This is a genomic window from Streptomyces sp. NPDC088387, from assembly GCF_044753385.1.
In the GTDB taxonomy this organism is placed as follows: domain Bacteria; phylum Actinomycetota; class Actinomycetes; order Streptomycetales; family Streptomycetaceae; genus Streptomyces.
In genome coordinates this window covers 94,227-106,629 of sequence record NZ_JBIVNC010000001.1, presented here as the reverse complement: position 1 = coordinate 106,629, position 12,403 = coordinate 94,227, and the positions used below count along the sequence as shown (strand labels likewise).

Sequence of the window (12,403 nt, the reverse complement as noted above, 5' to 3'; positions counted from 1 at the left end):
ATCGAATGCGCGTGCTATAAGGTCGTCGTTGGCGTCGGGCATGCTGGATGGCCGGGGATTGTTATGCAACCCGGGAATCCGACCGGCGTTGTCAGTGGCTCCCCCTACGCTGAGAAAGCACGGGGGCCTCGCCCCTGTCACTTCTCTCAAAGAAAGGTGCGGACCGGCGTGGCCGACCGTCTCATCGTCCGTGGCGCGCGCGAGCACAACCTGAAAAACGTCTCGCTCGACCTGCCTCGTGACTCGCTCATCGTCTTCACGGGCCTGTCCGGGTCGGGCAAGTCCTCCCTGGCCTTCGACACCATCTTCGCCGAGGGCCAGCGCCGCTACGTGGAGTCGCTCTCCTCGTACGCCCGCCAGTTCCTCGGCCAGATGGACAAGCCGGACGTCGACTTCATCGAGGGCCTGTCCCCGGCGGTCTCGATCGACCAGAAGTCGACCTCGCGCAACCCGCGCTCGACGGTCGGCACCATCACGGAGGTCTACGACTATCTGCGGCTGCTCTTCGCGCGCATCGGCAAGCCGCACTGTCCCGAGTGCGGCCGCCCGATCTCGCGCCAGTCGCCGCAGGTCATCGTCGACAAGGTCCTGGGGCTGCCCGAGGGGAGCCGCTTCCAGGTGCTGTCGCCGCTGGTGCGCGAGCGCAAGGGCGAGTTCGTCGACCTCTTCTCCGACCTCCAGACCAAGGGCTACTCCCGCGCGCGTGTGGACGGCGAGATCATCCAGCTCTCCGAGCCGCCCACGCTGAAGAAGCAGGAGAAGCACACCATCGAGGTGGTCGTCGACCGCCTCACGGTGAAGGACACCGCCAAGCGCCGGCTGACCGACTCCGTGGAGACGGCCCTCGGCCTGTCCGGCGGCATGATCGTGCTCGACTTCGTCGACCTCCCCGAGGACGACCCCGAGCGCGAGCGGATGTTCTCCGAGCACCTCTACTGCCCGTACGACGACCTGTCCTTCGAGGAGCTGGAGCCCCGCTCCTTCTCCTTCAACTCGCCCTTCGGCGCCTGCCCCGAGTGCACGGGTATCGGCACGCGTATGGAGGTCGACGCCGAGCTGATCGTCCCCGACGAGGACAAGACCCTCGACGAGGGCGCCATCCACCCCTGGTCGCACGGACACACCAAGGACTATTTCGGCCGGCTCATCGGCGCCCTCGCGGACGCGCTGGGATTCCGCACCGACATCCCCTTCGCGGGCCTGCCGCAGCGCGCCAAGAAGGCCCTGCTGTACGGCCACAAGACCCAGATCGAGGTCCGCTACCGCAACCGGTACGGCCGCGAGCGGGTGTACACGACGGCGTTCGAAGGGGCCGTCCCCTTCGTCAAGCGCCGGCACGGCGAGGCCGAGTCCGACGCCAGCCGTGAGCGCTTCGAGGGCTACATGCGCGAGGTGCCCTGCCCCACCTGTGAGGGCACCCGCCTCAAGCCGATCGTCCTCGCCGTCACGGTCATGGGGAAGTCGATCGCCGAGGTCTCGGCGATGTCGATCAGCGACTGCGCCGAGTTCCTGGGCGAGCTGAAGCTCAACGCGCGCGACAAGAAGATCGCCGAGCGCGTGCTGAAGGAGGTCAACGAGCGGCTGCGCTTCCTGGTCGACGTCGGCCTGGACTACCTGTCGCTGAACCGCGCGGCGGGCACCCTCTCCGGCGGCGAGGCCCAGCGCATCCGCCTGGCCACCCAGATCGGCTCAGGCCTCGTCGGTGTCCTGTACGTGCTCGACGAGCCGTCCATCGGTCTGCACCAGCGCGACAACCACCGGCTGATCGAGACCCTGGTCCGGCTCCGTGACATGGGCAACACGCTCATCGTCGTCGAGCACGACGAGGACACCATCAAGGTCGCCGACTGGATCGTCGACATCGGTCCCGGCGCGGGCGAGCACGGCGGCAACGTCGTGCACAGCGGCTCCCTGAAGGAGCTGCTCGCCAACGACGAGTCCCAGACCGGCCAGTACCTGGCGGGCAAGAAGGCCATTCCGCTGCCCGACGTCCGCCGGCCGCGCGACCCGTCCCGACAGATCACCGTGCACGGCGCCCGTGAGAACAACCTCCAGGACATCGACGTGTCCTTCCCGCTGGGTGTGTTCAGCGCGGTCACCGGTGTCTCCGGCTCCGGCAAGTCGACCCTGGTCAACGACATCCTCTACACCCACCTGGCTCGCGAGCTGAACGGCGCGAGGAGCGTGCCCGGACGGCACACGCGCGTGGACGGCGACGACCTCGTCGACAAGGTCGTCCACGTCGACCAGTCGCCCATCGGCCGCACCCCGCGGTCGAACCCGGCGACCTACACCGGCGTCTTCGATCACGTCCGCAAGCTGTTCGCGGAGACCACGGAGGCGAAGGTCCGCGGCTACATGCCGGGCCGCTTCTCCTTCAACGTCAAGGGCGGCCGCTGCGAGAACTGCGCGGGCGACGGCACCATCAAGATCGAGATGAACTTCCTCCCGGACGTCTACGTCCCGTGCGAGGTCTGCCACGGCGCCCGGTACAACCGGGAGACGCTGGACGTCCACTACAAGGGCAAGTCCATCGCCGAGGTCCTGAACATGCCGATCGAGGAGGCCCTCGGCTTCTTCGAGGCCGTCCCCGCGATCGCCCGCCACCTCAGGACACTGCACGACGTCGGCCTCGGATACGTCCGGCTCGGTCAGTCGGCGACCACCCTGTCCGGCGGCGAGGCACAGCGCGTCAAGCTCGCCAGCGAGTTGCAGAAGCGATCCACCGGACGCACGGTCTACGTCCTCGACGAGCCGACGACAGGTCTGCACTTCGAGGACATCAGCAAGCTGCTGAAGGTGCTCTCCGGCCTGGTCGACAAGGGCAACACGGTCATCGTCATCGAGCACAACCTCGATGTGATCAAGACCGCCGACTGGGTCGTCGACATGGGTCCCGAGGGTGGCGCCGGCGGTGGCCTCGTGGTCGCCGAAGGCACGCCCGAGCAGGTCGCGGGGGTCTCCACCAGCCACACCGGCAAGTTCCTGCGCGAGATCCTCGGAGCGGACCGCATCAGCGACGCCGCCCCGGTGAAGGCCCCGCGCAAGACGGCGGCGAAGACCGTCGCGGCCAAGGCCCCGGCGAAGAAGACCGCCACCGCGAAGGCCACCGGGACCGCCAACAACACGGCGTCGCGGAAGGCGGCGGGCGCCACCAAGAAGGCGGCGCCCGCGAAGAAGGCGACACGGGCACGCAAGGCCTGACACGCCTTCATCTCCCATGCGTCGTCAACGACGGGCATGGGAGGCCTCACTCGAACCGGTGACAGTCGGGACGGGCGGTGGCCTGCGGGAACTCCCCGCGGGACACCGCCCGTTGTCGTACCGGTTCAGCCGTCCTGGCCCTGCGCAGGAACGCACCCAGCGTGTTGTTGTCGCCCCCTACTCGAACGTACAACGCGGTCAGCCCGACCACGGCACTCACCCGCACCTCGTCGGCCGTCCCACCCACGTGCAGGTCACAGCCGCCGTGAGGCTGTCACCCCCGCCGACGTGGGACTGCCCGCCGGGCCGCGTCGGCGCACGCCGGGCCTGCGCCGCGCCGAGCCCGCCAAGTGATCGAGCACAACAGGCAGGCGGTGTTGCTCACGGACCGATCGTGCGGCGGTCGCGCGATCCGCCGCCATCGGCCGAACGGCGCTTAGATCCGGCCCACTTCGGACGCGTACGGCGGCTCCGCGCCCGCTCGTGAGCAGGTGATGGCCGCCGCGCGGGCGGCGAAGCGCAGGAGCCGGGTCCAGCCCGCCCGGCCCAGGTCCGCGAGGGCCGGTGCGGAGAGGGCGTTCTGCTCCGAAAGGCCGTGCAGCAGGGCGGCGTTGACGGTGTCGCCGGCACCGATCGTGTCGACCACGTCGACCTTCTCGCCCGGCACGGAGTACTCCTCGCCGTCCCTGGTGAAGACCGTCAGCCCGTCGCCGCCGCGGGTGACCACCACGGCCGCGGGACCGTCCGCGAGCCATTCGCGCGGGGTGCCGCCAAGCCAGCGGGCGTCCTCCTCCGACAACTTGAGCAGGGTCACCGAAGGCAGCCAGCTCCTGAACCGGGCACGGTAGGCATCGGCGTCCGGGATCAGGACGGCACGGATGTTCGGGTCCAGGGTGGTGAACACCCCCTGCGCGGCGGCGGTCCGCAGCAGCTCCTCGTACGCGGTCGCACCGGGCTCCAGGACGAGCGAGCAGGTACCGAAGGAGATCGCCCGGGTGCCGGCGGGCAGCCGGTCGGGGGCGGCGAAGAGCCGGTCGGCAGTGCCCTCGACGTAGAAGGAGTAGGCGGCCGAACCGCCGGCGTCGATGGTGGCGACGGCGAGGGTGGTGGGTTCGGGGCCGCGCTGTACGCCGGAGACGTCCACGTCGGCCCGGCGCAGCCCGTCGAGCAGGGCCTCACCGAACGCGTCGTGGGAGGTGCGGGAGCAGAAGGCGGTGGGGGAGCCGAGCCGGCCGAGGGCCACGGCGGTGTTGTACGGGCCGCCGCCCAGCGCCGGCTGGAGACCCGCGAGGGCACCCGTGCCCTGCGGTACCAGGTCGATCAGGGCTTCACCGGCGACGACGATCACGGGACGTTCCTCTCTGGGGCACCAGGGACTTCGGGGGCTGGAGTGGCTGGAGTGGCTGGAGTGGCTGCGGGGGACGGTGGAAGGGCGCTGAGGGGGTTGCCGGGGACCGCCGGCTCGGATGCCGGGGCGGCGGTCGGGTCGGCGGTCGGGCCGGGACCTTCGTCGGGCGGGGCAGGGGCGCCCTCCGGGCATCCGCAGGAGCTGCGGTGGACGAAGGCACAGGGCAGCCGCACCGTGCGGCCGGGCCGGTCGGGCTCGGCGAGGCGTTCGAGAAGCACTCGCACCCCCTCGGCGCCGATCTCCCTGCTGGGCTGGGCGATCGCGGTGAGCCGGGGCGAGAACAGGTCGGCCCAGGCGAAGTCGTCGAAGCAGCAGAGCGCGATGTCGCCGGGTACGGACAGACCGCGATCGCGCAGGGTGCGCAGGGCGCCGATGGTCATGGCGTTGTTGCCGGTGACCAGGGCGGTCGGCGGCGCGGGGAGGGACAGCAGGGCGGCGGTGGCCCGGGCGGCGCCCTCGGACGCGGAGTCGCCGTGGGCCACGAGGTGCTCGTCGTACGCGAGGTCGGCCGCGTCGAGGCCCTGCCGGTAGCCGGTGATCCGTTCGGCCGTGGTGCTCAGGCCGGGGAGGCCGGCGACGAGGGCGATACGGCGGTGGCCGAGTTCGGCGAGGTGGGTGACCAGACGGGTCATGGGGGCGGTGTTCTCGGCGCAGACCTGGTCGAAGCCGGGTCCGGTGTCCGTGGGGTCCTCGACGAGGCGGTCGAGGAAGACGGCGGGGACCTGGTGGCGGCGGAGGTAGGCGAGGAGCATGCGGGGGTCGGCCGACGGCGCGATGATCATGCCGTCCACCCGGCGTTCGTGCAGCAGCTGGACGACCTTGCGCTCGTGCTCGGGGTCGTCGTGCGGATCGGCGATGAGCAGGCCGTAGCCGTGGGCGAGGGCGCCGGCCTCGACGCCCTGGAGGATCTCCGTGAAGTAGGGGTTGCTGATCGCCGACACCGCGAGGCCGATCGAGCGGGTGCGGGAGGTCACCAGGGAGCGGGCCAGGGTGTTGGGTGTGTAGCCGAGTTCGTCGATGGCGTCGAGGACGGCCTGGCGGGTGCGGGGGAGTACGGGCCGGGTGTTGTTCAGGACGTGGGAGACGGTCGCCACCGAGACGCCCGCGCTGCGGGCCACGTCGGCCATCGTCGCCATGACGCCGCTCCCCTTCTCGCCGCTGCCGCGACCCCGGTCGCTGTCGTAGGGGCCCGTTGCCGCCGGCGGACTGCCGGACCCACCTCTGGCGGGGAAACGTATCCCATTCGGCGGCCCGCGTAAACGCTTGCGCAAGCGTTTACGTCACCCCACGCGGACTTCCGTAGTCACCGCTTGCTCACCGTGACCCTCGGCGGAGCTCGGTTACTCCCAGTCCCAGCCGATCCCCACGATCCCGGACCGCACGCGCGGTTCCACGAGATGTACCGAGTGGTGAGCGGTGAGGGGCAGCTCCTGGCGGCCGCTGCGGGGTGCCGCGGCCGAGTGCTGGGTGAACCGGTGGCAGCGCAGGGGCAGCGCGTGCTCGTGGAACGCGACTTGGAGGGCGTACTGCCCGCCGGCGGGGCCGAAGCCGCGGACGTACTCGTGGCAGGCGTTCGCGGTGCCGTCTTCCACGGTGTAGCGGAAGAGGTAGGTGTCGCCCGCGCGCAGACGGGTGTCGAAGTGCAGTTCGGCGACGAGCACACCGGTCTCGTGGTGCCGGCGGACGCGGCCCGTGCGGCAGTTCTCCAGGGCGCGCACGGTCATGCGGTCCGGCACACAGCCGGGGTCGCCGTGGTGGACGGCGACGAACCGGTCCACGCCCTCGCGGTGCGCGCGCACGATGTGGTGGGACTCACGGCCGAGCAGTTCGCGCTGGGCGCCGATGTCCACGCGCTCGTGGTGACCGAGCATGTGCAGCCCGCCGTCGATCGGGGCGTCCAGTTCGCCGAGCAGCTGTTCGAGGATGCCGGAGGCCTCGACGAGGGAGCGGTAGGAGCGGGCGGCGGCGCGTTTGCCGGTGCGTTCCTCGTCGGCGTCGGCGAGGAGCCGTATGAGGGATTCCTCGGGTAGTTGCAGTATCTCCTCCAGCGCGCGTACGGCACGCAGGGACTCGGGGCGCTGGGGGCGGCGGGCGCCCTGCTGCCAGTAACTCAGGCTGGTGACGCCGACCTTCACACCGTGGCGCGTCAGATGGTGCTGCACACGCTGGAGCGGCAGTCCGCGGGCGGCGATCGCGGCGCGCAGCGCGACGTGGAACGGCCCGCCCCGCAGGACCGTGTCCAGTTCCGCGGGGGCGATGTCCTGGTGCTCCACGGGCTGAGTGGCGTGCGGCATGCAGGCGCCTTTCTGTCACTGTCAACGGTTGGTCAGGCCGTTCGCGCTGATGGTGGGGCCACCCCCGTAGGCGCCGGGCCGTTTCGCTCCGCGCGCCGCCGTTCCCTGCCCCGAGTTCCCCCGCATTGAAGCGTGTTGACCTAGTCCCGACAACACCTGATGCCCAAGAGGGGGGTACTTCCGGGCGAGCCGGGTTGTGGTCGCCGGGCCGGTCACGCAGAGTGACACCGGTGGTTGTCCACAGCCTCGTCGGACTGTCACTCCTCGCCAGTAGGGTGTGAGACATGGCCGATCCCTCCAGCTACCGCCCCAGGCCGGGTGAGATCCCGGACTCTCCCGGGGTGTACAAGTTCCGCGACGAGCACCGCCGGGTGATCTACGTCGGGAAGGCGAAGAGTCTGCGCCAGCGCCTGGCCAACTATTTCCAGGATCTGACCGGTCTCCACCCGCGCACCCGCTCGATGGTGACCACCGCCGCGTCCGTGGAGTGGACGGTGGTGTCCACGGAGGTCGAGGCCCTTCAGCTGGAGTACTCCTGGATCAAGGAGTTCGACCCCAGGTTCAACGTCAAGTACCGCGACGACAAGAGCTACCCGTACCTCGCGGTGACGATGAACGAGAAGTACCCCCGGGTACAGGTGATGCGCGGTCACAAGAAGAAGGGCGTGCGCTACTTCGGGCCGTACGGGCACGCCTGGGCCATCCGCGACACCGTCGACCTGCTGCTGCGCGTCTTCCCGGTGCGCACCTGCTCGGCCGGCGTCTTCAAGAACGCCTCGCGCACCGGCCGCCCCTGTCTGCTGGGCTACATCGGCAAGTGCTCGGCCCCCTGCGTCGACCGGATCACGCAGGAGGAGCACCACGAACTCGCCGACGAGTTCTGCGACTTCATGACCGGCCGCACGGGCACCTATCTGCGCCGCCTGGAGCGGCAGATGGCGGAGGCGGCCGAGGACATGGAGTACGAGCGGGCGGCCCGTCTGCGCGACGACATCGAGGCCCTGCGCAAGGCCATGGAGAAGAACGCGGTGGTGCTCGCCGACGCCACCGACGCCGATCTGATCGCGGTCGCCGAGGACGAGCTGGAGGCGGCCGTGCAGATCTTCCACGTCCGCGGCGGACGGGTGCGCGGCCAGCGCGGCTGGGTCACCGACAAGGTCGAGGAGATCACCACCGGCGCCCTCGTCGAGCACGCCCTCCAGCAGCTGTACGGCGAGGAGACCGGCGACGCCGTGCCCAAGGAGGTCCTGGTCCCCGCCCTGCCGGACCCGATCGAGCCGGTCCAGCAGTGGCTGGCCGACCGGCGCGGTTCCAACGTCTCCCTGCGCATTCCGCAGCGCGGCGACAAGAAGGCCCTGATGGAGACGGTGCAGCGCAACGCCCAGCAGGGGCTCGTGCTGCACAAGACCAAGCGCGCCTCGGACCTGACCACCCGCTCCCGCGCGCTGGAGGAGATCGCCGACGCGCTCGACCTGGACAGCGCCCCGCTGCGGATCGAGTGCTACGACATCTCGCACCTCCAGGGCGACGACGTGGTGGCGTCCATGGTCGTCTTCGAGGACGGGCTGGGCCGCAAGAGCGAGTACCGCCGCTTCCAGATCAAGGGCTTCGAGGGCCAGGACGACGTCCGGTCCATGCACGAGGTGATCACCCGCCGCTTCAGGCGCTACCTCGCCGAGAAGGAGCGCACCGGCGAGTGGGTGGACGACAGCGACCCCAAGGACATCAACGCCACGCCGAACGGCGACGGGCAGGTCGCCGACGACACGGACGCCCTCGGTGACGGGATCGGTACGGGCCTCAAGGACGAGGACGGCAGGCCGAAGAAGTTCGCCTACCCGCCGCAGCTCGTCGTCGTCGACGGCGGCCGCCCGCAGGTGCTGGCGGCCCGGCGCGCGCTGGACGAGCTGGGCATCGACGACATCGCCGTCTGCGGCCTCGCGAAGCGCCTGGAGGAGGTCTGGCTCCCCGACGACGAGGACCCGGTCGTCCTGCCGCGCACCAGCGAAGGCCTCTATCTGCTGCAACGCGTCCGCGACGAGGCGCACCGGTTCGCGATCACCTACCAGCGCACCAAGCGGGCCAAGCGCTTCCGGGCCGGCCCGCTGGACGAGGTGCCGGGGCTCGGCGAGACCCGCAAGCAGGCACTGATCAAGCACTTCGGTTCGGTGAAGAAGCTGCGGTCCGCGACAATCGACGAGATCTGTGAGGTACCGGGTATAGGCCGCAAGACGGCGGAAATCGTCGCCGCGGCCCTCGCCCGGGCGGCCCCGGCCGCCCCCGCCGTCAACACGGCGACCGGAGAGATCATGGACGACATGGAGGACGAGGCGCCCGGGACGACGGCGGACGCCTCGGGGGAGCCCGTGACAGCGGGCGCCCCGGACGAGCGACGGGGGCAGGAGAGATGACCGAGCAAGAGAAGCAGAGTCCCGACGAGCAGGAACCGGTCCACAGGGACCCGGACGAGGATGCCGTCAAGGACGGCACACGGCAGGACGACGGAGATCAGGTGAGTACGGACGACGCGGCGGCACCCGGGATCCCGGACACCGCCATCCCCGAGCTGGTGATCATCTCCGGCATGTCGGGGGCCGGCCGGTCCACGGCCGCGAAGTGCCTGGAGGACCTCGGCTGGTTCGTGGTGGACAACCTCCCGCCCGCGCTGATCCCCACCATGGTGGAGCTCGGCGCCCGCTCCCAGGGCAACGTGGCGCGGATCGCGGTCGTCGTCGACGTGCGCGGCCGGCGGTTCTTCGACAACCTCCGCGAGTCGCTCGCCGACCTGGAGGCGAAGCACGTCACCCGGCGGATCGTCTTCCTGGAGTCGTCGGACGACGCCCTGGTGCGCCGCTTCGAGTCGGTACGCAGACCGCACCCGTTGCAGGGCGACGGCCGGATCGTCGACGGCATCGAGGCGGAGCGCGAGCTGCTGCGCGAGCTGCGCGGCGACGCCGACCTGGTGATCGACACCTCCAGCCTCAACGTGCACGAGCTGCGGGCCAAGATGGACGCCCAGTTCGCCGGCGACGAGGAGCCCGAGCTGCGGGCCACGGTGATGTCGTTCGGGTTCAAGTACGGCCTCCCGGTCGACGCCGACCTGGTCGCGGACATGCGGTTCCTGCCCAACCCGCACTGGGTCCCGGAGCTGCGCCCGTTCAACGGCCTCAACGAGGACGTCGCCGCGTACGTGTTCAACCAGCCCGGCGCGAAGGAGTTCCTCGACCGCTACGCCGAGCTGCTGCGGCTGGTCGCGGCCGGGTACCGCCGCGAGGGCAAGCGCTATGTGACCATCGCCATCGGCTGTACGGGCGGCAAGCACCGCTCGGTGGCCATGTCGGAGAAGCTCGCCGCGCGCCTCGCGGCCGAGGGTGTGGAGACGGTGGTCGTACACCGGGACATGGGACGGGAATGACCGGACGTACACCGCGGCTGAGCAGGCTGCGCCGGATGGCCCCCGAGGGCCGCTCGGTCCCCGCGGGGCGGGGCGGCCGGGTGCGCCGGCGCGGCGCCCAGCCCAAGGTGGTCGCGCTCGGCGGCGGCATGGGGCTGTCCGCCTCGCTCGCCGCGCTGCGCCGGATCACCGGCGACCTCACGGCCGTGGTCACCGTGGCCGACGACGGCGGCTCCAGCGGCCGGCTCCGCGACGAGCTGGGGGTGCTGCCGCCGGGCGATCTGCGCAAGGCGCTCGCCGCGCTCTGCGGGGACGACGACTGGGGCCAGACGTGGGCCCGGGTCATCCAGCACCGCTTCCAGTCCAAGGGCGAGATGCACGGCCACGCGGTCGGCAATCTGCTGATCGTCGCGCTGTGGGAGCAGCTCGGCGACCATGTCCAGGCGCTCGACCTGGTCGGCAGGCTGCTCGGCGCGCAGGGCCGGGTGCTGCCGATGTCGGCCGTGCCGCTGGAGCTCCAGGCCCTGGTGAGGGGCCACGACCCGGAGCTGCCGGACGCGATCGACACGGTCCGCGGACAGGCGAACGTCGCGCTCACCCCGGGCGAGGTCCAGTCCGTCCACCTGGTGCCGAACGACCCGCCGGCCGTCCCGGAGGCCGTCGCCGCGGTCCTCGACGCCGACTGGGTGGTGCTCGGCCCGGGGTCCTGGTTCTCGTCGGTCATCCCGCATCTGCTGGTCCCCGAACTGCTGGACGCGCTGACCGAGACGAAGGCCCGCCGGGTGCTCTCCCTGAACCTCGCGCCGCAGCCCGGAGAAACCGAGGGGTTCTCCCCGCAGCGTCATTTGGAGGTTTTGGGACGACACGCCCCTAAACTCGCCCTGGACGTGGTGCTGGCCGACGAGGCCGCCGTGCCCGATCGCGACTCGCTGACCGATGCCGCCAAGCGGTTCGGAGCCGCGGTGGAGCTGGCGCCGGTGGCCCGGCCCGACGGGACTCCCCGGCACGACCCGGAGCAGCTGGCCGCCGCGTACGACCGTATTTTTCGGATGCATGGAAGGATCGGCCCATGGCGATGACGCCAGCGGTGAAGGATGAGATCTCCCGGCTCCCCGTCACCCGGACCTGCTGTCGGAAGGCGGAGGTCTCCGCGATTCTGCGGTTCGCCGGCGGCCTTCACCTGGTCAGCGGGCGCATCGTGATCGAGGCGGAGCTGGACACCGCGATGGCGGCTCGCCGCCTCAAGCGGGACATTCTTGAGATCTTCGGGCACAGCTCGGAGCTGATCGTGATGGCGCCGGGCGGGTTGCGGCGCGGTTCGCGCTACGTCGTGCGGGTGGTCGCCGGTGGCGACCAGCTGGCCCGGCAGACGGGTCTGGTCGACGGCAGAGGCCGTCCGATCCGCGGGCTGCCGCCGCAGGTGGTCTCGGGGGCCACCTGTGACGCCGAGGCGGCCTGGCGCGGCGCCTTCCTGGCGCACGGCTCGCTCACCGAGCCCGGCCGGTCGTCCTCCCTCGAGGTGACCTGCCCCGGTCCCGAGGCGGCGCTCGCCCTGGTCGGCGCGGCCCGCCGGCTGTCGATCGCCGCGAAGGCCCGCGAGGTGCGCGGCGTGGACCGCGTGGTGGTGCGCGACGGCGACGCGATCGGCGCGCTGCTCACCCGGCTCGGCGCCCATGAGTCGGTGCTGGCCTGGGAGGAGCGCCGGATGCGGCGCGAGGTCCGCGCCACGGCGAACCGGCTCGCCAACTTCGACGACGCCAACCTGCGCCGGTCGGCCCGCGCGGCCGTCGCCGCCGGTGCCCGGGTGCAGCGCGCCCTGGAGATCCTCGGCGAGGAGGTCCCCGAGCACCTCGCCGCCGCAGGCCGGCTGCGTATGGACCACAAGCAGGCCTCGCTGGAGGAGCTGGGCGCTCTCGCCGACCCGCCGCTCACCAAGGACGCCGTCGCCGGCCGCATCCGCCGCCTGCTCGCCATGGCCGACAAGCGCGCCGGGGACCTCGGCATCCCGGGCACGGACGCCAACCTCTCCGAGGACCTGGTCGACAACGTCGCCGGGTAGCCCGGTCGGCAAGGGCGCCGGGTACGCGGGACCTGCCGGTCGGG

General features: G+C 71.1%; 8 protein-coding genes and 1 pseudogene. 6 read left to right on the top strand and 3 right to left on the bottom strand.

The window, feature by feature from the left end; all coding sequences use genetic code 11:
- Window positions 1-168 precede the first annotated feature (168 nt).
- Window positions 169-3,204, top strand: a complete 3,036-nt coding sequence (gene uvrA / locus ACIQAC_RS00465) for an excinuclease ABC subunit UvrA (protein WP_402185659.1) — start codon at window positions 169-171, stop codon at window positions 3,202-3,204.
- A gap of 258 nt (window positions 3,205-3,462) precedes the next feature.
- Window positions 3,463-3,555 (top strand): annotated as a pseudogene (locus ACIQAC_RS00460) (transcriptional regulator); the annotation flags it as partial.
- A gap of 85 nt (window positions 3,556-3,640) precedes the next feature.
- Here ACIQAC_RS00460 and ACIQAC_RS00455 read toward each other — a convergent pair.
- From ACIQAC_RS00455 to ACIQAC_RS00445, 3 genes are all read right to left on the bottom strand, one after another.
- Window positions 3,641-4,552 carry a carbohydrate kinase gene (locus ACIQAC_RS00455; protein WP_402185658.1) on the bottom strand — a complete coding sequence of 304 codons (912 nt, stop codon included), beginning with the start codon at window positions 4,550-4,552 and terminating at the stop codon, window positions 3,641-3,643.
- Entirely contained in the window at window positions 4,549-5,748 is a 1,200-nt protein-coding gene (locus ACIQAC_RS00450) for a LacI family DNA-binding transcriptional regulator (protein ID WP_402185656.1), read from the bottom strand. Before ACIQAC_RS00450 ends, ACIQAC_RS00455 begins: the two co-directional genes overlap by 4 nt.
- 204 nt (window positions 5,749-5,952) lie before the next feature.
- Window positions 5,953-6,906: a hypothetical protein gene (locus ACIQAC_RS00445; RefSeq protein ID WP_402185654.1), complete on the bottom strand. Its 954-nt coding sequence runs from the start codon at window positions 6,904-6,906 to the stop codon at window positions 5,953-5,955.
- A 284-nt stretch (window positions 6,907-7,190) separates the two neighbouring features.
- On the opposite strand from ACIQAC_RS00445, the gene uvrC reads away from it, so the two are divergent.
- The 4 genes from uvrC to whiA are packed head-to-tail and all read left to right on the top strand — an operon-like array spanning window position 7,191 to window position 12,359.
- On the top strand, window positions 7,191-9,317 hold the full coding sequence (gene uvrC / locus ACIQAC_RS00440) for an excinuclease ABC subunit UvrC (protein WP_402185652.1): 2,127 nt from the start codon (window positions 7,191-7,193) through the stop codon (window positions 9,315-9,317).
- Entirely contained in the window at window positions 9,314-10,321 is a 1,008-nt protein-coding gene (gene rapZ, locus ACIQAC_RS00435; protein WP_402185651.1) for an RNase adapter RapZ, read from the top strand. The genes uvrC and rapZ overlap by 4 nt, the downstream gene beginning before the upstream one ends.
- Window positions 10,318-11,379: a uridine diphosphate-N-acetylglucosamine-binding protein YvcK gene (yvcK, locus tag ACIQAC_RS00430; RefSeq protein ID WP_402185649.1), complete on the top strand. Its 1,062-nt coding sequence runs from the start codon at window positions 10,318-10,320 to the stop codon at window positions 11,377-11,379. Before rapZ ends, yvcK begins: the two co-directional genes overlap by 4 nt.
- Window positions 11,370-12,359, top strand: a complete 990-nt coding sequence (gene whiA, locus ACIQAC_RS00425) for a DNA-binding protein WhiA (RefSeq protein WP_402185648.1) — start codon at window positions 11,370-11,372, stop codon at window positions 12,357-12,359. The genes yvcK and whiA overlap by 10 nt, the downstream gene beginning before the upstream one ends.
- Window positions 12,360-12,403 lie beyond the last annotated feature (44 nt).

Coding starts and splice junctions, on each gene's coding strand:
- rapZ (WP_402185651.1), top strand. CDS start 9,314: ATGACCGAGCAAGAGAAGCAGAGTCCCGACGAGCAGGAACCGGTCCAC.
- uvrC (WP_402185652.1), top strand. CDS start 7,191: ATGGCCGATCCCTCCAGCTACCGCCCCAGGCCGGGTGAGATCCCGGAC.
- ACIQAC_RS00450 (WP_402185656.1), bottom strand. CDS start 5,748: ATGGCGACGATGGCCGACGTGGCCCGCAGCGCGGGCGTCTCGGTGGCG.
- whiA (WP_402185648.1), top strand. CDS start 11,370: ATGGCGATGACGCCAGCGGTGAAGGATGAGATCTCCCGGCTCCCCGTC.
- ACIQAC_RS00445 (WP_402185654.1), bottom strand. CDS start 6,906: ATGCCGCACGCCACTCAGCCCGTGGAGCACCAGGACATCGCCCCCGCG.
- yvcK (WP_402185649.1), top strand. CDS start 10,318: ATGACCGGACGTACACCGCGGCTGAGCAGGCTGCGCCGGATGGCCCCC.